This is a genomic window from Ureibacillus chungkukjangi, from assembly GCF_044795995.1.
GTDB lineage: Bacteria > Bacillota > Bacilli > Bacillales_A > Planococcaceae > Ureibacillus > Ureibacillus chungkukjangi.
In genome coordinates this window covers 887,051-912,624 of sequence record NZ_CP085009.1, presented here as the reverse complement: position 1 = coordinate 912,624, position 25,574 = coordinate 887,051, and the positions used below count along the sequence as shown (strand labels likewise).

Genomic DNA, 25,574 nt, shown 5'->3' with positions numbered 1-25,574 from the left:
CGTTACACATATAAAGATTACTTTAATGCCTATAATTGAAATGTATTAATGAGTAGGCTAATCTCGAAGATGAATTGTTTTGAGGAGAAAAACTTTTTCCATTATAAAGGCCTGTGAAATTTTTCTTTTGAAAAATTTCACAGGCTCTTTGTTTTTATTAATCGGTTGTATACTCCAATTTACTGTGTGTATATCAGTATTTTGTCAATAATAATCACGTAATTCGAAAAGTAAATTTTTATTAGAATCTACAGCTTTAACTAGTCCATAGCCTGGTGCAAAATAGTAATGTGTAGTAACTGATTTAGCGAAGTATTTCACTTCAACATGGACAACGTTACTAAATTTACCTGCTGGGGTTGTTATTGTACCATTTATTGTGCGCAAAAATGCATTCCCAGTTTGAGTTTTTCCAATATCATAATTATCAAAATTATAGATTGGTGTTGGCTTATTTTGTACCAATGGGGTTTCGATTCTTGCCCAAACCCAATCACTTGATGGCATTCCTATAGCAAATTGATTTGCTGAAAATGCCATATAAGGTGGAAATCCAGTTGATCCTCCGTTATCAATTTCGTAGCCATAATAATTATCATAGTTATAGCTATCAAGCAATCCAGAATAAACACCTTTTTCTTTTACAATGATCCCCAAATAATATTCCATCCAAGATATATTTGTTGGACGTAAGTGTGTAAATGTTTTAAGTGTTTGCGGCTGTTCTATAACTCTGGACGTTGATAATTGGCTGGCGGGAACATATCCTTTAAGAGATCCACTTGTAATATATGCCCATCCTGCAATATGAGAATGTACATAAACTTCGGAATTTTTCTTGAGTGTTTATGGCATCATAAAAATGTAAGGTATGGCATTTAATTTGTGCAGAAGGGCCGTAGGCCCTGCACAAATTAAAAAACCACTTGTCAACATTCCAAAATACACATACACTTCCTGTTGGGACAAACAAGCGCAGGAGGTATTAAGGAGATGTTGGCAGTGGCCGAAATTAATTATATCAGACATGAGGTAAACATAAAAGACAGTAACTATTCGGAGGTTGCACAAAGAATAGGAAGAGATCCGAGAACAGTTAAGAAATATGCAGAACAGGATGATTTTAGTCCTGTAGAAAAAATTAAACAAGGCAGACCATCTCCAGTGATGGATCCTATTAAACATATTGTAGATGAATGGTTACTAGAAGATTTTAAACAAAAGAGAAAATTTCGTAGAACTGCAAAGAGAATTTGGGAGCAATTAAAAGAGGAATTTGATTTTAAGGGTTCTGATCGAACAGTAAGAAACTACATATCCCAACGAAAAAAAGAATTGTTAAATGAAGCGAGTCAAGCAGCATTATCGCTAGAGAGCAAACCCGGGTCAGCCCAAGTGGATTTTGGAGAAGCTCCGTTTAAATATCAAGGGGAACAGATAACTCTACCCTATCTGGTTCTTTCTTATCCATACAGTAATTCATTTTATTTTCAGGTATTCCCCGCTCAAAACAAAGAGTGTTTCTTAGAAGGATTAAAGCGTATTTTTCACCATATGGGTGGTGTTCCAAAAACAATTAGATTCGATAATCTTTCAGCTGCCGTAAAGAAGGTATTGCCAAATGGCGAACGGCAGTTAACAGAGGAATTTCAGAACTTCGTTCTACACTATGGGTTCGAAAGTGAATTTTGTAATCCTAATAGTGGGAATGAAAAAGGTCATGTGGAAGCAATGGTGAAGTATGTGAGAAACAATTATTTATTGCCTGGTCTCCACGTACTGAATTTAGACGAACTTAATAAGACGTTGTGGGAAAAAGCTGAGAAAGATCGTGAGAGAAAACATTATGAAAAGGAATCTTTCATCTCCCAGCTGTTTGAAGAGGATCGGAAAGCCTTTTTGGTTTTACCAAGTAAGGAATACCAATGCATCAGATACGAAACAGTGAAAGCCGATAAGTACGGTTATATTAAAGTGGAAAAAAAACTATATTCTACTTCACCAAGATACGCTTTAAATAAGGTTCTAATTCGTATTTCATATAATTCAATTGATATTCTTACAGATGATTATCAACTAGTCGTTAGCCATCCTCGACTCTATGGTCAATATAGAAAATCGATTAATTGGCAGCCATACTTAAATCTAATGGCCAAACGTCCTATGGCACTTAAATATACTAGTTTCTATGAGCAGTTACCACAAGAATGGCAAACATATTTTAATTCATGTACTTCCTCTGAAAAATCAGAGGCCCTGAAGTTATTAGGTACAGTGATGAAAGATTATGATTTTAGTAAAATTACTGAAGCGCTGAAGATTGCATCAGAGCATGGTCATCCTTCGGTTGAATCAATTAAACAAGTATTCTACCAACTAATTAATGGTCGAGGGATACGCGAAGAAGTACATCTCCAAAAGTCATTGCCTATTATGCCGGAGGCTACTAGAGGTCTACAGCATTATAATCAGCTTCTAAAAGGAGCTGAAATAAATTGAGTACGCAGATTCAAGAATTCGCTAAACGATTGAAATTAAGTTGGATTAGAGAGCATTATCAAGAGATAGAAGCCACATCAAATGAAGAGTATTTACTGAAGCTTTTTGAAAAAGAAATTGAGCAACGAGAAGAACGAAAAACAAATCTTTTACTTACACAAGCAAGCTTACCTAAAGTCAATGGGAAACCTTTTGATTGGAAGGACATTGTCCTAACAGCAGGACTAAGTAGTGAAGACTTATTAAATGGAGTATTCATGGAGCAGCAAGAAAATCTAATTTTCTATGGGGGTGTAGGTGCAGGTAAAACCTATTTAGCTACGTTAATTGGATTGAATGCCATACAAAGGTATGGCAAAGCTGTTAAATTCTATACAGCGGCATCATTAGTTAATCGATTATTAGAAGCAAATGAAAAAGGTAATCTCAATAAGCTTTTTAAGCAAATAGAGAAATTGGATCTTTTGATTTTGGATGAGTTAGGTTACATTCCTCTTCACAAACAAGGGGCTGAATTATTGTTTCAGGTTATTTCGATGTGTTATGAAACCAAAAGCATCATAATCACGACAAACCTTCAATTCGGTCAATGGAATCACGTTTTTGGGGATCCAATATTAACGGAGGCAGTAATTGATCGACTCATCCATCATTCACATTTGATTGTATTTAAAGGCGATAGTTATCGTTATAAGGAATCAATTATTCAGAATTAAATTTCGTTGGCAAGTGGTTACATTTTTGATTGCCGTTTTATGCATTTTTTGCTTGCCAAATACATCTTGAGAGAACCTATCGTTTTTCCACTTTGACTGGCTATATTACGCAATGAAACATCTATATTTGTATACTTTTTAGTAGATGATGTTGTACCAATAAATTTAGAGTTTACATAACCTGTAACATTACCGTATTGAACAAAGGACCATCCACCACCAACAGCCCCAAAATCCTCTACAACCATATTATATTTAAGTGTTGCTACAGTATTTGATTTTGTAGTGGCCGTTTCTTTTACAACAACACCGCTTTTCGAACTCGCAATTTTAATAGTACTTTTTGGAGTTATTAAGGAGTTTGTAAGAACATATCCTTTTTTATTGTTTGCTTGCACATATGACCAACCATCAGAATTATTACTGAACTGAGTCACTAAGGTTCCTTTAGGTAAAGTTGTAATACTAACTGCATTTGTATTAGAAGATTTACGAAGTTCTGTAGCTAACTGAACTTGCTTTACTTCACGAAATGTTGAAGCTTTTGCTTCAGTTGTAAAAATTGGCATTAGAATTAAAATCACCAAGATATAACAAAAAAATTTCTTCAAGTTTTCCCACCTACTATGCTGTATTTTATTACCATACAATATAATAAAGGTAAAATTTGGAATTGTACATATAAGATGGCTTAAATGATACATAAGTAGGATTTGTAATCACTATAAAACTACTTTTCATTATGTAGTTAATATCCCAGAGAGATCTTTCATATAGTAAAATAACACAAAAAAGAGACTAGCTATATAACTAGTCTCTTGGTAGTAGGATGTTATTATCCTATATCTTTATAATTAGATTCGAAGCGGGAACAACTTATCTATTATAGATTTTCAGCACGTTCAATAAAAGTTTTTAATTGTTTTAATGTTACATGATCATTTGGACCATATAACCCTTCAGCTTTACCAATAGTTACTTTGTTTGAAGCTAAATTTGTGATATAGTCATTTGCCCAATCACTTTTTGCTACATCATTAAATTTAAGCGTATTAACCGCTTGTACCTCTAAGTCAAATGCTTCAACTAATACCTTTGCTATTTGTGCACGTGTGATTGGAGAGTTCGGATTAAACTTTCCGGCGTCACCAGTGAAGATTTTCGCATCTTGCAACGCAGCTACTGCACCAGCATATTTATCAGTTGGTTTTACATCTGAAAAGTTAGCACTTTTATCAGTAGTATCTACTCCAAGTGCTTCGGCTAACTGCATTGCAACTTCAGCACGTGAAGCATATACCGTAAAATCAATTGCAGCTGGTTTTACTTCTTGTTTTGCAACTGGCTCAGCCACTTTAGCTGGAGCTTCCGTAAATTCAGCGATGCGTTTTGCACCGATATAACGAGTAGCCCAATAAGATTCACTCAATTTTGAAGTAGTTATCCCCTTACTAGAAGAAGCGTGTGTGAATGAATTATTCCCTACATAAATTCCAACATGAGATACCCCACGTCCAGATGTATTAAAGAATACTAGATCACCAACTTCTAAATTGCTCTTTGATACTGAAGTACCTTGAGCATATTGAGATGAAGTCGTTCTTGTTAAACTAATTCCTAGTTCAGAGAAAACCTTTTGTGTAAATCCTGAACAATCGAATCCACTTGCTGTAGTTCCTCCATATCGGTATGGAGTTCCAATATATTTAGAAGCAGTTGCAGTTACCTCATTGGGTGTTGCTGCTTCGACATTTTGTGCGATTGGTGCTGCTAATAACATAAATGTTGCAAATATAGGTAATAACATTCTCTTTTTCACGTTTCAAGTTGCTCCCTTCGAATCGAAATGTGCCTTTTCTTGTTCTAATAAAAGATTAACATAAATAGTAGAATTATAATTTTTCATTTGTGTAACGTTTCATAGTAAATAGGTTTAAAAATCTGATAACCGGGAATATGATAAACACTGTCTTTTTAAGCTGTTTTTGGTTTCCAAATTGCCTTTTGTAATATTTCTGTAATATAATCGCAACATTTATGTCGAATAACAATTTCGAATATTACAATTTTCTTCAAAATATAAAGGCCAGAGCGTATTTAAATGCTCTGGCCTTTGATTCTATTCAACATTGAGTACTTCTAATCTATCCCCACTTTGCTGTAAAGTTCTGTAAATAAAGGTTGCTAGCTGTCCGCGTAACAGATTAGCATACGGTGAAAAAGTATTTGTTGTCGTTCCTGTTGTAATCTTGTAATCAATTAAAGTTTGAATATAAAGTCTTGACTCACTATCAGGCATTTTTTTCACATCATTAAAGTTCGTTTTTAATGATATTGACTTTGATAATTCAAAACCTAATGTAAGCATTTTGGCCATTTGAGAACGTGTTAATGGGTTTTCTGGCTTAAATGTACGATCAGAATACCCTTTTACAACTCCTATTTGAACTAACGCAGCTATTGCCCCATAATATTTACTTGTTATAGGAACATCTTTGAAATTCGGATTTTTTACATTCTTAGTATCTAACTCTAATGCATTCGCAATAAATAATGCCGTTTCTCCTCGAGTAGCATGACTAAACGGTTGATATTTTGTAGATGATTTACCATAAATAATCCCTTCATTATATAAGTAAACAATTGACTCATAATGTGTATTCAACTTATCAACATCTGTAAAAGGAATTGAACCAGCTTTAGTATGTAATGTAGTACCTAAAAATAGGATGGTAACCAACAATACAGTAACAGCTTTTAAAGCTAAAGATCGATTATTCACCATGCTTGCCCTCCAAAAATGAACTTCTTATATTAGTAATCTTACAATATTAAGTTATAACTTTGTTTAAATTTATTTGAATTTAACAATCCAAAATATAGAAATGACAAAAAACTGGAGGTCTCATCTAAAATTGAGACTCCCAGTTCTAAGTTTAGTATGCTTAAGTAGGATTTAATTAAAAGTAAGAACTTCTGCATATTCTTTTTCAGAAGAAGTGACTTTTTCAAAAAAGTTGATGATAGGCTCATCATTCTTATCTTCTTTTCTAGAAAGCTGCATTACAAATACAGCGCTCCATTTAAATAAATCATTGTAGTTAATCAATTCTTTCTGTTTAGCATAAATAGCTTCAGCAGCTTTAATTTGGACTTCAAGATTTTGGCGGTTATAAGAAATCATTTCTAGATTAGACAAATATTTCCGTACTTCCTGAATAGAATTCGCTGTTTTAAATTCAGAAAAACGTTCTTCTAAAAAGCGATTTCTTTCATGAAGAAGATCCACTATCTCATCTTCGCTTTTAAACTTTTCATTTATAAAGATAATATTTTTCAACCAGTATTCTTTAACCAATGAAATTTTCTCTCTATATGAATGATCCATACGAGTCTCTATTTTCTTCAAGAAATCAAAGCCTGAAATACCTTCTATAAATGAATAAGGCAATGGTTCATTAAGATTAATTTCCTCAAAAGAAGCATAACTGTATTGTTTCTTTAGCTGGTTTATTTCATTTTGGAAATACTCTTTCAACTTAGGCAAGGAACAACGCTCTACAGCTGTCTGGGCAAGTGTAATTTCATCTGTCGACCAATTTTGTTGTAAGTTAATGCGTTTTTTTATGGATAACATCTCTTTCATAGAATTCAAATAGATTGAAGCCTGAGAAGCCCATGCATTTAAATCAATAATTTGTTGAAGCTTAAATTGTAGTTGATTCAGCAAATCATCTGTTAATACCGATCCATGAACTCGCTCACATACTGTTGCCAATTTAGCCAATTCTACTTCAGCTTTATTTTCAGTAAATGTAATATCCATTTCACTCAAAAGTTGTTCGTCAGTATTTATGAAAATACCAATTGTACCCGTTGTCATCCATAATTCCCTACTTCCATAATTAGTAGAAAAGTAGCCAGTAAACTGACTACTTTTCTTTTAGTATTTAAAATTTATTGGTTAACTACTAATTTTAAAAGCTCATTGTATACTGCTTCTTCAGATGCAAATCCTGCGTGTGCTTTAATTACTTCTAGAGCTGTAATTTTTTGATTATTATTAAACCCGTTATAAACTAGGTTAATATCATTATTGTTAAGCGCTAGTAATGCTTTTTCAATTTCAGCTACAGAAGTTTGAGTATTTAAATTACCCAGTTCAGATGCATTAACTTCATTTACCATAGCTTGTACATCTGCCGCTGTTGTGTATGCTTTTTCATCTTTAGCTGCTTCTACATCAGCTTTGATTGCTTCTAGGTATAAACCAGCATTTTTAGTAACTACATTTAATTTGTTAGTTTTCTCATCCAAAGTGAAACCAAGTGTTTCTACTTTTAAATTTGAAACTACATCTGTTGTTGTAACTGAATCAACTAATGCTTGAATAGCTGATTCTAACGTCACTGCTTCATCAACTTTTTTAATTGTTACTAAAAGTGAAGTTACTGTAGCAGCTTTGTTTTGCTCTGTTGAGTATGCATTGAAAGCAGTTAAATATTTCTCTACATTTGCTCCATTAAATTCTAAAGTTGAATCTAAAGCTTTTAAATCGTTTAATGCAGTTGTTAAAGTGATATTATCTGTAGCAGTTAATACTTCTTGAATTGCATTTGGAATTGCTGGATCAGCAACAATATTTACACTTACTGATTCTGATGCGATTGTGCGAACATCAGCATTTTCACCTGTACCGGCTGATACTACAGTATTAAATTTAACATTGTAGTTTCCTGCCACTAGCGTAGTTGATTCAAAAGGAACTGTTACTTTTACGTTAAATGAATCTCCACTTTGACTAGCTAGAGTCGGTGCATTAGCATTAATTACATCTAATAATGAGAATGTAATTGTAGTGTCACCTTCTTTAGCTGTTGGAACTGTGTAGTCAAAAGTACCTTCTATAAGCTCAAATTTCAACACTGCTCCTGCAAATGCCGCTGGAACTGTAATTTCAGAGTAAGCAGTGTATTCCGATACAAGTGCTTGTTGCTCAGCAGATACTACTGGGTAAGAAATATTGAAATTGAATGATTGATCAACTTGATCTACTTTAACAGTTTGTACGAATGCATTGATTGCACCTGTTAATTCAGCAGCTTGTAAACGTAACTCGAATGATCCAACAGTTTTTCCTGCTGCTTTAGTATCGAATACATCACCATTTGCTACATATACTGACTCTATGGTAGAAATGATATTACGTGCTGCAGAAATATCTTCTGTTTTTAGTGATTTTTCAGCTAACGCTACTGCTTTTTCAGCTTTTGTATTGTTTACTTCTTCGATAACTTTTTGTACAGCAACTAAGTCTGCAGGATTTTTAGCAGCGATTGCATTTTTATATGCTTCTAAATCTGCTGAAGTTGTTGAAACATGTACAAATGTTACAGGGTAATCTTTGTTCGCTTCTACTTTATCTAAATTGAAAGCAATTCTCATTTCATTAACACCATTTGCCGCTTTAACTGCTGCTAATTGTTTAGCTTTTGCTGCTTCAAGTGCAAGACGTTGTTGTTCATTTACATGGTTAATGATTGCTTGGATTTCTTCAACAGAATCGACTTGTGAAGCAAATGCATCAGCCATAGCTGTTTGATATTCTTCTACTAATGAGTCTTCAATATTTTGAAGGTTTAATACTGGTACTAGTAAAGCAGCTTTGAATGCAGTTAAATCAGTTGCATTTAAGTCTGCCTGAGTTTTAACAGCTTTTACTGCTGCATCAAAATCTTCTTGAGAAACGATTGTTACTGATACTTTAACTGTTTCTCCACCTACAGGGATTACTACCTTTTTGTTAGGAGCAGTTAAAGTTCCTACGAATTCATAGTTACCTTCTTTAGTATTATCGAATGATTCAGGAGCTTTCCAAGAAGCATTTAAGTTTACTTCTGGAGCTACTTTACCTTCAGCAGCTTTTAAAGTTGCTTCAATAGTAGTTGGTAATTTTGAAAGAACATCAGTACCTTCTACTAAAGTTAATGCTTTCACATTGCTAATTTTTTCTACTTCTCCTACTTGGTTTGCAAAGTAGTTAAGTGAGTTGTTTAAGAAAATTGCAAATTGACCACGGTTTAATGATTGTGCTGGTCTAAAATCTTTTACAGTTGTAATACCAGCAAAGTCTAGTGCTTCGATTTGATCTTTATAAACATTCCCTTTAATATCAATAATTTCTGATTTAAAGTTTGCAGCTTTTGCTTTTTCCATTAAGTCCACACCGTAGATTTCTTTTAAAGCTTGGACTAAAACTTTAGCTGTCTGGTGACGAGTGATTGCGATAGATGGTCTTAAAGTTCCATCTTCATAACCTGTAAATACTCCAGCTTCTTTTACTAATGCTGCATATTGTACTAATTCTTTATCAGATGTTGCATTTAAGTCTTTGAATGGGAATCCTTTTGCGATTACGTCTTCATATGTCGGTAGTTTTTCGCCTTGTGCTACTAAGTATTTACCTAAAAACTTAACAACTCCAGAACGATTAACGATATTTGTTGGTTTGAATGTGCCGTCATCATATCCAGATACAATGTTTAAACCTGCGATTGAATTGACAGCTACTTCATATGTAGTGCCTTTAACATCTTCGAATTTCGTTTCATTTGCACTTGCTGATACTACAGGAACGATTGCTGATGCTACTAATGTTGCTGTTGCTGCTGTTGCTACGAACTTTTTATATTGGTTACCCATTAAAATAAATCCCCCTAGGATGTTATCATATTTTTGTTATTTTTGTTTTGTGGTCGTTTATGTCTCAACCACACTTCGAAGTATATTACTATATTACAATTCTGTCAAATTACTATTATTTATTACCTTAAAATGATAATTACATCCTTTTTTTATCAAAATTAAAGATATAATTATGAAGTTCAGTATTATTTTAGTAAATTTCGCACCATATTTTTAATACAATATAAAAATATGTAAATATTATTTATACTAAATTATTGATTATTATAACAACCCTCACTTATTTCTCCATTTCTAGTATTAATAGCTTTAATACTTTATAGTAATTTGCTAGTTTAACTAAAAATTACCCGAATAAACCTTTCTAAATCTTCCCTGAAAACAATTTGTGCAAAAGACTTTTGGATTTCACATATAAATTTAGAATGACAACATATATTATGGATGGATTCCTCAACTGAAATAGTTAGAGGTAAATCACGAGGAGGTGTGAAGTTGTATAATTCGTATCAAAGTGATTACGATGCAGCATTGTTTGGTGGTTTTCTAGTCACATTTTTTATCATTATGCTTGTGATTGGCGTAGTTGGCTATGTGATTACTGCTCTTATTTATTATTACACAACTAAAACAAACGGCTTAGGTGAGATTTCCTTCTGGTCATGGATTCCTTTACTCAATGTGTATGCCCTATTCGCACTAGGCTCTACTAAAACTTCCATTGAGGAAATTAAAAAGGATGCCCTCAAGTTTTTACTGATTTATATCGGACTAACGATTATTTCAATCATTCCATTTATCGGTATCCTAAGTTCCATCGCCATGATTGTCATTGGCGTGTATTTCATGTATCGCCTATTCTTCCGCTGGACAGGAGAATCGGGCACGGCCATTCTTTTTGTTGTGGTGACTATTATTACAGGTAGTATCTTCTATTATGTGTATGGCTTGATTAAGATGAAGAAGCCGTTTGTGGTTTAGTAGGTAAGGTTGGGTTCGTAGATTAATCAGTTAAGTTAATTGGTTATTATACTTGGTTGATTGACTGGTCTGTTAGTTTGTTAATTAGTTGGTTAGTGAATTTCAAAAAGCTGGAATAACTCTGCATGGTGGAGGGGTTCTGGCTTTTTTGTGTAAGTATGGAGAGAATGAACTTGGTTAGATTAGGAGCTATGGTTGAAAGCTTGGTGATGAAACCGGATTCATGGAGCGGGCTGTGGGTATCCGTTACGGGGAATCTCGGGGTTCTAGTTAATGGGTTAAATTCTTATGAAATAGTCATTTGAGTTTCTCAATTTATTATAGCGGGTATTTTGGTCATATATATTGTTGATGAATCATAAATCCCGAAGAATTACGAAAGTGGCACACTCTGGTTATAGCTTTTTTATCAAGAAAGATTTCGCTTCTTTTTGGTTTAGAGAGTTATAAAATCACACAAAGAAATTATATTGAAAAACTGTTATATAATTTTAGAAAAATAATATTGCTGTTATATAACATTGTGTGCTACTATCGAATTATAGATAAAATATTAAGAATATTTAAAAAGGGATGGGGGATCTCAGATGATTACGTTTTTAGTATGTATTGCAATCTTAATCGTTGGTTATTTTACTTATGGCAAATACGTCGAGAAAGTTTTTGGGGAAAAATCAGAACGACCAACACCTGCCTATGTAAATGCTGACGGTGTCGACTATGTTCCTATGACAACGCCAAAGAACTCTTTAATTCAATTATTGAATATTGCCGGCACTGGTCCTGTATTTGGTCCAATTGCTGGGGCGCTTTATGGTCCTGTGGCATTCATTTGGATTGTTGTTGGGTGTATTTTCGCAGGGGCTGTACATGATTACTTGACTGGTATGATTTCGATTCGAAACAAAGGGGCACATTTACCAGAGCTTGTATCTAAGTTTTTAGGAAAGTTTATGAAGCATGTTGTAAACGTTTTCGCACTTTTACTTCTATTATTAGTAGGTACTGTATTCGTATCTTCACCAGCAATGCTAATCAACAACTTAATGGATGGTAAAGTGGCATTAGCACTTATTGTGGGCGTAATTTTCTTCTATTATATTCTTGCTACACTTTTACCTGTTGATAAGATTATTGGTCGCTTGTATCCTTACTTTGGTGCCCTATTAGTTGTTTCGGCACTTGGTGTAGGAATTGGAATGGTTGTTACAGGAGCACCGATTCCTGAGCTTTCTTTCCAAAATATGCATCCTGGGAATTTACCGATTTTCCCATTGATCTTCTTTACGATTACTTGTGGTGCATTATCTGGTTTCCATGCAACACAAACGCCGATTATTTCTCGTACAACTCAAAATGAGAAGCAAGGCCGTAAAATTTTCTACGGTATGATGATTGCAGAAGGTATTATCGCGATGATCTGGGCAGCCGCTTCTATGAGCTTGTTCGGTGGCTATGGTGGTTTAAATGAAGTTATTGCAGCTGGTGGTCCTGCTGCTGTAGTTAGTGAAGTTTCCTTATTAATGCTAGGTTCAATCGGTGGTACTTTAGCTGTTTTAGGTGTTATCATATTACCTATCACATCTGGAGATACAGCATTCCGCGCAGCTCGTATGATTATTGCAGAATACTTCAAATTCGGGCAAGCAAAAATTGCAAGCCGTTTATGGATCGCGATTCCATTATTCGTCATTTCTTATGCCTTAACAAAAATTGATTTCAATATTTTATGGCGCTATTTCTCTTGGGCAAACCAAGTTACCGCGGTAATTGCTCTTTGGGTGGGTGCTATGTACCTATTCTTGGCAAAGAAGAATCACTGGATTGCGACTGTTCCAGCAAGCTTTATGACTTACATGGTTGTAGTATACATCCTGTACGAACCAACAATGGGCTTCGGTATTCCACTAAACGCATCATTCATCGGTGGACTAATTGCAGCTGCCATGCTTGTCGGCATATTCTTCGTTGCTGCACACAAAAAACGCGGCACATCCTTCCTACTGGATGAAGACGTATCAACTTTCCGAGTGAATAATTAATAAGCTTAACCTTCAAGCACCCTTTAGTTGCTTGGAGGTTTTTTGGGGAGAATAAATATGGACTATCGCTTACCATTTCTGCTGCCTTTCCGGAGAGTTCCTACGTTCTCTTGTCGCTTTGCCCAGCTCTACTTTCACATTTAATCACTTTCTTACTTCAATTCAAACAGTCATATACATAACTTCTAATCACGCTCCCCCCATCATTCTATAATGAAAAAGGCAATCCCAAAATAGGATTGCCTTTTAAAACTCTGAATTTAAACTTAATCAAACTTAATGTTTTCTTTTTTAGCACCATTGATGTATTCGAAAATTTGGCCTTGTTTTGCACCGCGAATTTCGCTTACGTTTTTGCCGTCAATGATGACCTTTTTAACATTTGTTTCGTTTAATTCTAAGATGGCACCCGCTTTTTTCGGTTCAAATTTTATAGTTGTAAATTGGAAGCCTTCACCTTGCACATCTACATATTGACCTTTAAACCATGCTTCATTCACTTTTGATGTTTCATCTAATTGAATCCACACTTTCCCCTGTGGAATAACTAATTGTTTCTTCGATAGTCCTTTATAGTCATATACTTTATCGAATTCAATTACCTCTAGCTCTGGTTGTGGCTCACTCTTATTTAAGTCAATTTGTACAATTACTGGGTCGTGGTCGCTTGCACGGCCGTGTTCTTCCATGAAGCCCGAGTTGATGTGAACAATGTCAACCTCAGTTTTAGATGCTAGTTTATTATTAACTAAAATATGGTCTAATACTTGAGCGTTACCTTGGTAAGAATACGAGTAGCGTTCTTCTGCTGGTACTTGCTCGATCATGTTTGTAAGCTCGTTGCCTTTAAGTGCCTTCAGTGGGTTCGAGAATTCGAAATCGTTGAAGTCCCCTGTTAACACTACATTTGCTTTTGGATCTTTTGCTAATACCTCTTTAACAAAACCATTTACAATCGCTGCAATTTGCATACGCTGTACTTCACTACCTAATACTGCTGGCTGATTTTTACCGTAAAGTGGTTGGTCGCCACCTTTTGAGTTAAAGTGATTTGCTACAACGATAACCTTTTCACCTTTAAAATCAAATTGAGCAGCTAATGGTTTTCGACTACTATTAAAGGCAGTGTTTGTTGGGTCAATACGACCTGGATTTAAAGTTAACTCGCCATCTTCATACCCTACCGCTTCATTTGCTGTACCTTTAGTTCCTTCTACTAATGAAACTCTTTCAGGATTATAAAGGAATCCAACGCGAATATTTCCACCAGGTGCCCCACCATCTTTGTTATTTTCTGGTGCTACATCTGTGTAAACGTATTCCGGTCCGCCCAGTTCTACGATTTTATTGATTAAAGTCTGAGCACTTTGACTTGCATCAACTGTTCCGCTATCTGTTTCACCATCATTATCTTGTACTTCAGTTAGACCGATGATGTCTGGAGTTTTCATATTAGCAACAATCGCTTCTGCTAATTTTGTTACCTTTTCATCCTTAGCTTTTGGTGAGAAGTTTTCGACATTATACGAAGCAACTGTTAATTTATCTTCAACTGGTGTAATTGAAGTTGTTTCACGTTGATTTCCTCCATCAATTAAAGCAGGAAGATTTTCTTTATTGCTTAAAACTTGATAATAGCTATAGCCATAGCTCATAACACCTTGGATATTTCCTTCGAAATAGTCGCCCATTTTCGCTAGGTATTTTTCATCATCGATATTAATCGTGATTCTTTCAGGGTTATAATCATTTTCGCTAATACGCAAGCCGCCCGCTGTTGTGTTTGTTTCCATGTTTCCTGGAATAACTGTTAGCTCACCATATTTTTGTAATGCCACAACCTTTGGATTATTTACTTGAACAAGCATACCTTCAACACTTTCAAATAAATCGATTCCATCCTCTTCAGGGTCAAATACCGTTAATCCATCATTATCAATTACTTCTGTTGGAAGCGCTACATCTTCCCCTAGAACGATTGCTTTTGGAAGCTCACCAGTACCGATAACATCAATTGTTGTTGCTGCTAATTCGGTTACAGAAAGGTCTGTATCAAAACGCTCTGCATATCCTGGCATCATATATTCTTTAACAGTTCCATCAACTGAAATGATGTCACCAACTTTAACGCCATGAGAAGCTTTATATACTAAAATACCCTCTGAAGTTTTGCTGTTATTATCAGGCTGTAAATCTTGTAAATAGAATTCATTTCCATTTACATACGTAACAATCCCTTCAACGTCCGTTACATTAAAACCATCATACTTAGAATAATGACCTTCCCCTTGGATATCGTGAATGCGGATATCTTCAAGCTGGATAATATAGTCAAATACTACTACATCACTAGCCTTTAAGCCTTCTTTAACTGCAATGGCTTTTACTGTTGTGTCTTCAGTAATAGTGATTGCACCCGTATAGATTGGGCTTTCAAGAGTCGGTTCACTGCCATCTGTTGTGTAATGGATCGTTGCCGCATCTGTTCTCGTCGATAGAGTCACTTCAGAGCCTTCCTTGATTAAGCCTTGTCCAGGCGTTGCAACAACTGGTTTAACAATTGAAGAATCCTCAACTATATCATCAATGCTTCGTGGGATTAACTGATAAATATTATTATATGAGCCTAAAACTCCTGAAATCGCTTCATAGGTAGTGCCTACACTTAATAATGATGAGCTTGTTGGTCGTAATTCAAAAGTGTTTCCTTCTCCGTCAACAGCCTGGTAGTTACCGCTTTTTACAGATTCGATTTTTACATTTTGAACTGTTACAAGTTTCCCTTCACGCTCTTCCTGTAATTGTGCCCCTGTAACGACTTCCGGTTCTGGAACTTCTGTATTTCCTATTACTTCAACACTTTGTGGAGTAACATTTATTTCTATTAAAGTATTATATTCAGTAAGCTCTCCTGTCGCACGAACAATGTCACCTGGTTTAACGTTTAAGTTATTCCCATATAATACAATCCCAGAGTTTTCATCTTGGATATAAGTTGTTGAGCCCATCACAGCAGTTACTGTACCTGTTGTGATAACAGTGCTACCTTTTGGAAGAGCTCTAACTTCAGTAATTGTTCCTTCAACAGGCGTTACGATTTGTTCACCTAAAACATGTGAGCCAAGGTGCGTGAATGTATCTTTAGGATAAGCTGTCCATTGTACAGCAGGGTCGAATTCGTCGGATGGATTCGTATCTCCGGTTAAGATGGAGCCTTTTCGCACTAGGGTCATATCCATTGATTTTGCATCCGTTCCCCAGTTTGTTCCTGGATCCACACCGACTTGTCCAAATGAATCAATGATTTCATCATTTTTCTTTAATACGATTGCATCATCACCGTTGAAATTTATAGCCGATGAGTTTTCTAAATTTCCTTTTGCTTTAATATCCGCTGCCGATTGCCCGTGATAAAGGATATATGTTGCTCCCTGTTCTAATGTGCCAGATAGGGATACTGTTTGAGACGGCGCTGAACCACCGTTGAAATAAACTTCAACCTTATACTGGCTTAAATCTACTGCTGCTCCAGTTCCATTGTAAATTTCAATAGCTTTGTTATAACTACTTCCTTCAAGATATTCTGAAATAATTAAATCTGTGGCAACGGTTTCTGCTGATACTGTCGAAGGTACCATAGGAACTGCTACACTTGCTGTTAAGGTTGTTGCTAAAAATACATTCAAAGACTTTTTCAAATTGCGCTTATCCATACTTTTTCTACACCTCATAAGATTATTTATTTACAATGAATCGAAACTGGAATCTAGTAAATCATTAGATTTCACTCTCTGTTTCTATTATTCTAAAAAAATGGAATTTTCGCCTCTTTCAAATTATCCATTTAAATACATTCCATTTTCTATCAATTTTCCTATAATTGCATAAATTGAAAACTACCAGGACCTATTTAAATACCAAAAAAACCAAGCCCCATAATTCCGAATTAACTAAGGATTATAGAGACTTGGCTATTCTCAATTAAATTGTGTGAGAATTGTTTGTGTACCTGGCACACGGAGTATTTTGAATTGTTTTAGAATTGTGTGTGTACCTGGTACACACACAATTCTGTTCATAAATATATTAGTCTATTAGTTTTGCGAGGACTGTTGCTGCGTGGGCGCGTGTTAGGGGTTGGTTGGGGTTGAAGTTCCCGTTGCTTCCTGTCATTAGACCTGCTTGTTGTAGTGCGTATACTGCTTGTTTTGCGTTGTTATTGATTTTTCCATCGTCTTTGTATGTGGATTTGTTGCTAGCGTCTAAATTAATGCCTTCATAGGCTAGATAATTGTATATTGCTAGAGCAAATTCTTCTCTTGTAATTGGTTGATTTGGAGCAAAGGTTGTTGCATTTTTGCCACTCATGATTTTGTTTTCTGTTGCCCATGCAATATCGTTTGCAATTAGAGAAGAAGCCCCTACATCCTTAAACGAAGGAACGGTTGTTGCTTTTTCATCATAAGCTAAGCTGTTTAGTACAATTGCTGTTTGTCCTCGTGTTAGGCTTTTATTTGGTGCAAATGTAGATTCATTGACACCACTAAATAACCCCGCTTTTGTCACTGCGATAATTTGATTTTTTGCCCAATGATTTTCAATGTCCTTAAAGCCAACCTTATTTTCTACATGCTTTTCTAGTAAATTTAAAACCGTTACTGTACCACTTACCTCGTGGCCGACAATCAGCTGTGGAGTCTTTTCATCTGACACAAAAGCCAAACCTTCTGGTGACACATCTCCAGCAATATCCTTACTAAAATCACGTAAATTAATATAGTCTACAAATTCTGCATTTGCCGGATCTGTAATGTTGTACATCATAATGCCTCCGATACGCTCTAGTCCAATAAAGGCAAAGGTCTCATCGCCAATTTTACCGATTTTAACGTCTTCTGGTTCAGGTCCCTTTTTCCCACTTCGATTATCAAGCTTTACCTTATCGTTACTTGCATTGAAATTCTCAGGAAATTTTTCGGCTGTAATACGCTCAAAATCACTACCACTATCATAAACAACTTCCATAGTATCCGCATCAATAATGGAGAATGAACGTCCTCCAAAGATGTACTCTTTTTCTTCAGCAAATCCTTCATACTCGGCTGTATCGTAGAAGGCAATTTCATTGCCATCCACTTCTTTTTCAGCTTCATTTAGGTGGAAGCTTTCTGTGTCCTCTTCACCCCATTCTCGGGCGTCTCCTTCATTTGCAGTAACGATGTAATTTTTACCGTTAACGCTATATGTCGCCATCCCGTCAGGCATATAGATTCCAAAATAATTTTCATTTTGGAGCTTGATTTGATCGTCTTTACGTAAGTCGATTTCATTTCCTTTCACACTAAAGTCTTTAAAGCGCATTCCTTCAATAGAAACTACCTCACTCGAAGTAAGATCAAGCTTTGCAATTGCATTGTTTTCTTGTAGGGCAACGTAAGCAAACTTACTATCCTCACTTACAGTAATGTATTCAGGCTCTAAATCTAGTGAAGGCTTTGTTTCTTTCTTTAAAATTACTTGGGATGCAAGCAGCTCCTCGCGCTTTTCGCTTGAATCATATGCCTCAAATGTAATAGTTTTAGCAACTGTGTTTTCAAAACCTTTTGTTAAATCCATCATTGAAATAGAACCCTGAGGATCGATAATCCCTTCGCCATATCCCTCGCGAGGCTCCCCTTCATTAGCCGTTAAAGCTTTCGTTCCATCTGGTGAGAAGGTAATGTTATCTGGCTGTGGCTCGACCTTCACTGCATTTAACAGCTTCCCTTCCCCTGTTAAGAAAACAGCATAGCCATAGTCATTAAATCCTTCAGCTTGAACGGATGCAACAATGACATTTTCTTTCGGATGTACAGCAATACTTGTTAAATCCCCATATTGGAATTTAGAGTCTACCTTCTTTAAAAGCTCGGCAATATCGATTGAAAGGAACGGTTTCAATGAAAGAGCATCAGCCTTTTGATAGTTAAGAGAAAGAGCCTCCACCTTTTTCGTTTTCCCGTTCACTACATATGTAGAGTGATTATGCTTGTTATAAGCAACGATTTCCGTCGTTCCACCATCCGGGTTCTGAACACCAGAATCATAGCGCGCATCTAATGAAAGCTTGTACTTATTCTCAGCCGCATCCGCCGACATTGACGGAGCCACGACAATCGCCGCTGCCATACTCAAAGTGAAAATTGTTTTAGAAGAAAGAAATTTAGACATCAAATACTACCATCCTTTACCTATTTTCTTTTAAGTGTAAAGGTGATTTGTTAAGGGGATGTTAATAGAATTAAGGAGATTGTAAAATTTCTCTTGCTAAGGGATTTGGAGGAAGAATTTAAATTGTATGTAAGCGGTATTGTATATATAAAATTTTTCAATCATTGTATAAAATAACCTAATTAGGCGGACAATTTGATTACTATAATTCAATAAAAAGGATGATCATTAGTGAAAGCAATTTTTTACTTTTCATTAGTATTCTTGTTTATGGCATCATAAAAATGTAAGGTATGGCATTTAATTTGTGCAGAAGGGCCGTAGGCCCTGCACAAATTAAAAAACCACTTGTCAACATTCCAAAATACACATACACTTCCTGTTGGGACAAACAAGCGCAGGAGGTATTAAGGAGATGTTGGCAGTGGCCGAAATTAATTATATCAGACATGAGGTAAACATAAAAGACAGTAACTATTCGGAGGTTGCACAAAGAATAGGAAGAGATCCGAGAACAGTTAAGAAATATGCAGAACAGGATGATTTTAGTCCTGTAGAAAAAATTAAACAAGGCAGACCATCTCCAGTGATGGATCCTATTAAACATATTGTAGATGAATGGTTACTAGAAGATTTTAAACAAAAGAGAAAATTTCGTAGAACTGCAAAGAGAATTTGGGAGCAATTAAAAGAGGAATTTGATTTTAAGGGTTCTGATCGAACAGTAAGAAACTACATATCCCAACGAAAAAAAGAATTGTTAAATGAAGCGAGTCAAGCAGCATTATCGCTAGAGAGCAAACCCGGGTCAGCCCAAGTGGATTTTGGAGAAGCTCCGTTTAAATATCAAGGGGAACAGATAACTCTACCCTATCTGGTTCTTTCTTATCCATACAGTAATTCATTTTATTTTCAGGTATTCCCCGCTCAAAACAAAGAGTGTTTCTTAGAAGGATTAAAGCGTATTTTTCACCATATGGGTGGTGTTCCAAAAACAATTAGATTCGATAATCTTTCAGCTGCCGTAAAGAAGGTATTGCCAAATGGCGAACGGCAGTTAACAGAGGAATTTCAGAACTTCGTTCTACACTATGGGTTCGAAAGTGAATTTTGTAATCCTAATAGTGGGAATGAAAAAGGTCATGTGGAAGCAATGGTGAAGTATGTGAGAAACAATTATTTATTGCCTGGTCTCCACGTACTGAATTTAGACGAACTTAATAAGACGTTGTGGGAAAAAGCTGAGAAAGATCGTGAGAGAAAACATTATGAAAAGGAATCTTTCATCTCCCAGCTGTTTGAAGAGGATCGGAAAGCCTTTTTGGTTTTACCAAGTAAGGAATACCAATGCATCAGATACGAAACAGTGAAAGCCGATAAGTACGGTTATATTAAAGTGGAAAAAAAACTATATTCTACTTCACCAAGATACGCTTTAAATAAGGTTCTAATTCGTATTTCATATAATTCAATTGATATTCTTACAGATGATTATCAACTAGTCGTTAGCCATCCTCGACTCTATGGTCAATATAGAAAATCGATTAATTGGCAGCCATACTTAAATCTAATGGCCAAACGTCCTATGGCACTTAAATATACTAGTTTCTATGAGCAGTTACCACAAGAATGGCAAACATATTTTAATTCATGTACTTCCTCTGAAAAATCAGAGGCCCTGAAGTTATTAGGTACAGTGATGAAAGATTATGATTTTAGTAAAATTACTGAAGCGCTGAAGATTGCATCAGAGCATGGTCATCCTTCGGTTGAATCAATTAAACAAGTATTCTACCAACTAATTAATGGTCGAGGGATACGCGAAGAAGTACATCTCCAAAAGTCATTGCCTATTATGCCGGAGGCTACTAGAGGTCTACAGCATTATAATCAGCTTCTAAAAGGAGCTGAAATAAATTGAGTACGCAGATTCAAGAATTCGCTAAACGATTGAAATTAAGTTGGATTAGAGCATTATCAAGAGATAGAAGCCACATCAAATGAAGAGTATTTACTGAAGCTTTTTGAAAAAGAAATTGAGCTGTTTATTGCAAAATAAAAGTGCAGACTAGTGCAACGTATTTGTACAGAGTCTAGCACTTTTTTAGTGCCACAAAAAAAGACTTGCCAGCCACCCCAAGTCACTCTACTGTAAAGGTGTCGAATCTCATCAGTGGAGGAATGAAAGGATGCTAACAATGTCTGAAGTTAATTGTATCAAAACTTTAAGAAACGAAAAAGGACTATCTATTAGCCAAATTGCGGATACATTAGATATAAATTGGAGAACAGCAAAGAAATATGGGGATGGAGATCAACTTCCTCAAGAGAAAACAATTCTAAAAAAAGGAATGATGTATGAAGAACGTTGGGGAGAAATAGTTCTAGATTGGTTAGAAGAAGATTCGAAGGTGAAGAAAAAACTAAGGCGAACAAATAAGCAAATGCATGAGGAACTAGTAGCACTAGGGTTTCCAGGGTCTTATCGAACAGTCTGCGACTTTATTGCAAATTGTAAAGCTGCAAGGGATGACGAACAATCGAAAGGATATGAACGATTAGCTCATCCAGAGGGTGAAGCTCAAGTGGATTTTGGTGTAATGGAGGCTGTACATGAAGGTGAAATCGTTGATGTACATGCATTAATTATGTCATTCCCGGCAAGTAATACCGGTTTTGTAGTACCTCTTCCCTCTGAAAATCAAGAGTGCTTTCTAAGTGGTCTAAAGCTACTATTTAAACAAGCTGGAGGTGTTCCGTTAAGCATTCGGATTGATAACTTAACACCTGCGGTTAAAAAGGTACGTGGATCTCAAGGCGAGGCACAATTAACAGATGAATTCATGGCATTTAAAAATCATTATGGATTTAAAGTACAGGTATGTAATCCGCGAAGTGGCCATGAAAAAGGGAATGTCGAAAGAAAAGTCGGCTATGTACGGTATAACTTTTTTAGTGTACCACCTGTTATCAAGGATTTTGATGACCTGACGGAAAAACTCTATCAAAAGTTTTTAATAGATAGAAAGAGAATGCACTACCGAAAAGAAGAGATAATCGAAGACCTTTGGGCATGCGAACAAAAGCAATTGCTTAAATTACCAGATAATGATTATTCAGTATTTAAACAAACGACAGTCAAATTTAATAAATACAATGAGTTCAAATTAGATCAACATCTTATTCATGTACCAAAAGCAAAGAACTATAGTCAGCTGTATTGCATCACATTTTGGAATGAATTTAAGGTTATTACCAACGAAGGTGAAGTACTATTAAGCGATGCAAGACCCTATATGAGAAAACGTAGATTAATTCCCTGGAAAGATATCTTAAAAGATTGGCTATATAAACCACGAGTGGTCGGACATTCACGCTATCGTGAGTATTTACCTGCAAGAGTACGTGAATACTTACTAACACCCTCTCTGTCTCTAAGAAAACAACGTATCAATGAAATTATTACGTTATTAGTACAGTATGATATGAAAGGAATCAATGAACAGTTCTACGAACTGATTTCAAAGAATGATGAAGTTGTATCAAATCCTTACGATGTCGAGTGGTCGCAGTATGATGCATTACAACCGATTGGAGGTGATAATCATGAAGGAAACCATTGATCAGTTATGTAAGCAACTACGTCTAGCTCACATAGCGGACGGATTTGAAGATGTTCCCTTTACAACGCCAGATGAATTCGTCCACCAATTATTATTAAAGGAACGTGATGGACGAGAGCAAGCCAGAGCAGCAAGAAATATTAAAAAAGCACGCTTTCTAGATTATAAAGTTTTAGAGAATTATGAATGGCATAAGGATATCAGTTTACCGCACCATCTGAGTAAAGAAGAATTGATGAATTTAGATTTTATTAAACGAAAAGAAAATGTAATTTTGGTTGGATCTCCTGGTACAGGGAAAACACATTTAGCCTCAGCTTTAGGAAGACGAGCATGTGAAAGAGGATTTGAAGTACGTTTTTATCGTGTGTCTCATCTAGTAGAGGAACTAGAATCTGCACTGGCCAATGGCCGATTAACAAGCTTTCGAAAAAAACTAGAGAAAGTTGATTTAATCATTTTAGATGAAATGGGTTATCTCCCATTTGGAAAAGATGGTGCAGAGCTACTTTTCCAAATAATCTCAGAGTGTTATGAACAAAAAAGTTTGATTATCACATCAAATCTTGAATTTAGCCAGTGGAATCGTGTTTTCTCCGATTCGCGACTGACAGCTGCGTTAGTAGATCGCTTGATTCATCATGCACATATTATCTCATACACAGGATCAAGTTTTCGATTAGCGAACGCACTTTCAAAAAAATTGTAAATATATTGGGTGGCAACACTCTGCATTTCTCGTTGCAAATCTCTGCACTTTTCTCTTGCAAAATACATGAGCAACGAGAAGAACGAAAAACAAATCTTTTACTTACACAAGCAAGCTTACCTAAAGTCAATGGGAAACCTTTTGATTGGAAGGACATTGTCCTAACAGCAGGACTAAGTAGTGAAGACTTATTAAATGGAGTATTCATGGAGCAGCAAGAAAATCTAATTTTCTATGGGGGTGTAGGTGCAGGTAAAACCTATTTAGCTACGTTAATTGGATTGAATGCCATACAAAGGTATGGCAAAGCTGTTAAATTCTATACAGCGGCATCATTAGTTAATCGATTATTAGAAGCAAATGAAAAAGGTAATCTTAATAAGCTTTTTAAGCAAATAGAGAAATTGGATCTTTTGATTTTGGATGAGTTAGGTTACATTCCTCTTCACAAACAAGGGGCTGAATTATTGTTTCAGGTTATTTCGATGTGTTATGAAACCAAAAGCATCATAATCACGACAAACCTTCAATTCGGTCAATGGAATCACGTTTTTGGGAATCCAATATTAACGGAGGCAGTAATTGATCGACTCATCCATCATTCACATTTGATTGTATTTAAAGGCGATAGTTATCGTTATAAGGAATCAATTATTCAGAATTAAATTTCGTTGGCAAGTGGTTACATTTTTGATTGCCGTTTTATGCATTTTTTGCTTGCCAAATACAGTATTCTTAATTATGATTTTTGCTACCTACGATAGGCCTTTTCAATTATTTCTATCCCGATTTTTCAAGTCGATAAATCCATTATTTAATTTTATTACAAAAACTACTAAGCATTATCTAGCTTCAACCATTAAATAAATCAATATTATGTACTTGGCTAATTTAATACCAGGTACATTTCTATACATAAAAAAACCACATTCACCGAAGTGAACATGGTTGGACTATCTAATTTTACCGACTATCCACTTTCCAAATGGCAAGTAAGAAATTAATTTAGCGATGAAAATAGACATTGCTAATGTAAAAACAAACATAACAATAATTCGGATAGAGCTTGTTGGAATATATTCAACAAAGTATTTAGAGGTCAGATTCAATAGATTCCAGTGAATTAAATAGACCATAAAAGCATATTTACTTATTATGCGTGTTATTTTAAAGTGAGGAATAACTTGACCATAAGCAAGAATCATACTGGTAAGTCCAAGAACAAAAGGTACTAAATCCAGTCTTCTAGAATGGATATCCGTTTGCCCTTGCTGAAAATTAATCCAAACATAGAAGCCCGCCAATGCTGTAAATACAATTGTACCGATTCGATATTTCTTTAGTATAGGGCGTAATTTATCATAGTGCGTACCTATTAAGATGGCAATTGCAAAATATGCTAACCACGCGGTTCCGTACAGTTTTTGGAATATGAAATTCTCTTGAAAAAACTCATAAGGTAAGGAAAACAATTGATGATGAAGGAAATAGAGCAGTACAGAAAATGGCAAAACAATAAACTGCGACCATTTAAACTTCAACATACACCAGAATATTAAGTAAAGCTGTAGGATTACTAAAACAAACCATCCAACAAATCCACCAGTAAATATATTAGATAAGATTGAGTCATACAGTGCATCATTTTGATACATCCACTCTAAAATAAGTGCATCAGTAATTCCCCAAAATATGTAGGGCAAAACTAAGAATTGTAAACGAGAAGACCAAAACTTTGCTGGTACATCCTCCTTATATCGAGCTGCCAAAATGATTATAGATAACAATATAAACGTCGGTGTTGCATAGCATAGAAGTATGCGTGCAAAGTGAACGAAGGTCGAATTTTCAGTTACTCCCCTAAATAAATTATTAAAAGTTGTTGTATGTAAAAGTAAAATCGATAAACAAGCAACAACACGAAGTAAATCCCATTCTTTTATTCTCAAGGGTTACAACTCCTAGGATAATTAAAATAGTTTTTACTATTATAACATTAAATATACATAAAACTTAGTATAAACTAATATTACTAGTAGTTAATACTTCACAAAAAATTTAATGATAATCATTATAATTTTTAAACACA

17 protein-coding genes and 1 pseudogene are annotated in these 25,574 nt (G+C 35.3%); 9 read left to right on the top strand and 9 right to left on the bottom strand.

Annotation, left to right across the window (positions count from 1 at the left end):
- Positions 1-204: 204 nt before the first annotated feature.
- On the bottom strand, positions 205-657 hold the full coding sequence (locus LG296_RS04590; protein WP_404427529.1) for a hypothetical protein: 453 nt from the start codon (positions 655-657) through the stop codon (positions 205-207).
- Positions 658-993: 336 nt separating this feature from the next.
- On the opposite strand from LG296_RS04590, the gene istA (LG296_RS04585) reads away from it, so the two are divergent.
- Together istA (LG296_RS04585) and istB (LG296_RS04580) are read left to right on the top strand one after the other, a co-directional pair.
- Positions 994-2,499: an IS21 family transposase gene (gene istA, locus LG296_RS04585; RefSeq protein WP_404427519.1), complete on the top strand. Its 1,506-nt coding sequence runs from the start codon at positions 994-996 to the stop codon at positions 2,497-2,499.
- The gene (istB, locus tag LG296_RS04580) at positions 2,496-3,215 is read left to right on the top strand and encodes an IS21-like element helper ATPase IstB (RefSeq protein WP_036179323.1); all 720 of its coding nucleotides are present in this window, start codon (positions 2,496-2,498) and stop codon (positions 3,213-3,215) included. The genes istA (LG296_RS04585) and istB (LG296_RS04580) overlap by 4 nt, the downstream gene beginning before the upstream one ends.
- Positions 3,216-3,232: 17 nt before the next feature.
- Here the strand turns inward: istB (LG296_RS04580) and LG296_RS04575 are convergent, their stop codons facing one another.
- From LG296_RS04575 to LG296_RS04555, 5 genes are all read right to left on the bottom strand, one after another.
- Positions 3,233-3,826, bottom strand: coding sequence for a hypothetical protein (locus LG296_RS04575; RefSeq protein ID WP_404427528.1), 594 nt, complete (start codon positions 3,824-3,826; stop codon positions 3,233-3,235).
- A gap of 272 nt (positions 3,827-4,098) precedes the next feature.
- On the bottom strand, positions 4,099-5,034 hold the full coding sequence (locus LG296_RS04570; RefSeq protein ID WP_404427527.1) for an NlpC/P60 family protein: 936 nt from the start codon (positions 5,032-5,034) through the stop codon (positions 4,099-4,101).
- 300 nt (positions 5,035-5,334) lie between these two features.
- Positions 5,335-6,000, bottom strand: a complete 666-nt coding sequence (locus LG296_RS04565; protein ID WP_404427526.1) for an S-layer homology domain-containing protein — start codon at positions 5,998-6,000, stop codon at positions 5,335-5,337.
- Between the two features lie 171 nt (positions 6,001-6,171).
- Entirely contained in the window at positions 6,172-7,098 is a 927-nt protein-coding gene (locus tag LG296_RS04560; RefSeq protein ID WP_404427525.1) for a hypothetical protein, read from the bottom strand.
- 74 nt (positions 7,099-7,172) lie between these two features.
- Positions 7,173-9,917, bottom strand: a complete 2,745-nt coding sequence (locus LG296_RS04555) for an S-layer homology domain-containing protein (protein WP_404427524.1) — start codon at positions 9,915-9,917, stop codon at positions 7,173-7,175.
- Positions 9,918-10,415: 498 nt separating this feature from the next.
- On the opposite strand from LG296_RS04555, the gene LG296_RS04550 reads away from it, so the two are divergent.
- Both LG296_RS04550 and LG296_RS04545 read left to right on the top strand, forming a co-directional pair.
- Complete coding sequence (locus LG296_RS04550; protein ID WP_404427523.1) at positions 10,416-10,901, top strand: hypothetical protein; 486 nt, start codon at positions 10,416-10,418, stop codon at positions 10,899-10,901.
- Positions 10,902-11,488: 587 nt separating this feature from the next.
- The gene (locus LG296_RS04545) at positions 11,489-12,943 is read left to right on the top strand and encodes a carbon starvation protein A (RefSeq protein ID WP_404427522.1); all 1,455 of its coding nucleotides are present in this window, start codon (positions 11,489-11,491) and stop codon (positions 12,941-12,943) included.
- Positions 12,944-13,209: 266 nt separating this feature from the next.
- Here the strand turns inward: LG296_RS04545 and LG296_RS04540 are convergent, their stop codons facing one another.
- Both LG296_RS04540 and LG296_RS04535 read right to left on the bottom strand, forming a co-directional pair.
- Positions 13,210-16,656, bottom strand: a complete 3,447-nt coding sequence (locus LG296_RS04540; RefSeq protein WP_404427521.1) for a chitobiase/beta-hexosaminidase C-terminal domain-containing protein — start codon at positions 16,654-16,656, stop codon at positions 13,210-13,212.
- A 373-nt stretch (positions 16,657-17,029) separates the two neighbouring features.
- Positions 17,030-19,153, bottom strand: a complete 2,124-nt coding sequence (locus LG296_RS04535; protein ID WP_404427520.1) for a choice-of-anchor I family protein — start codon at positions 19,151-19,153, stop codon at positions 17,030-17,032.
- Between the two features lie 415 nt (positions 19,154-19,568).
- On the opposite strand from LG296_RS04535, the gene istA (LG296_RS04530) reads away from it, so the two are divergent.
- The 5 genes and pseudogenes from istA (LG296_RS04530) (at position 19,569) to istB (LG296_RS04510) (ending at position 24,150) form a co-directional block, all read left to right on the top strand.
- The gene (gene istA, locus LG296_RS04530; protein ID WP_404427519.1) at positions 19,569-21,074 is read left to right on the top strand and encodes an IS21 family transposase; all 1,506 of its coding nucleotides are present in this window, start codon (positions 19,569-19,571) and stop codon (positions 21,072-21,074) included.
- Positions 21,071-21,194: pseudogene (locus LG296_RS04525) on the top strand (ATP-binding protein); the annotation flags it as partial. The gene istA (LG296_RS04530) and the pseudogene LG296_RS04525, both read left to right, overlap by 4 nt.
- 148 nt (positions 21,195-21,342) lie before the next feature.
- Entirely contained in the window at positions 21,343-22,776 is a 1,434-nt protein-coding gene (gene istA / locus LG296_RS04520) for an IS21 family transposase (RefSeq protein ID WP_404427518.1), read from the top strand.
- Entirely contained in the window at positions 22,760-23,485 is a 726-nt protein-coding gene (gene istB / locus LG296_RS04515; RefSeq protein WP_404427517.1) for an IS21-like element helper ATPase IstB, read from the top strand. Before istA (LG296_RS04520) ends, istB (LG296_RS04515) begins: the two co-directional genes overlap by 17 nt.
- 20 nt (positions 23,486-23,505) lie before the next feature.
- A complete protein-coding gene (gene istB / locus LG296_RS04510; protein ID WP_404427962.1) occupies positions 23,506-24,150 on the top strand; it encodes an IS21-like element helper ATPase IstB in 645 nt (214 codons plus the stop codon).
- A gap of 288 nt (positions 24,151-24,438) precedes the next feature.
- Here the strand turns inward: istB (LG296_RS04510) and LG296_RS04505 are convergent, their stop codons facing one another.
- Positions 24,439-25,434 (bottom strand): acyltransferase family protein, encoded by a 996-nt coding sequence (locus LG296_RS04505; protein ID WP_404427516.1) that lies wholly within the window; start codon positions 25,432-25,434, stop codon positions 24,439-24,441.
- Between the last annotated feature and the right edge of the window lie 140 nt (positions 25,435-25,574).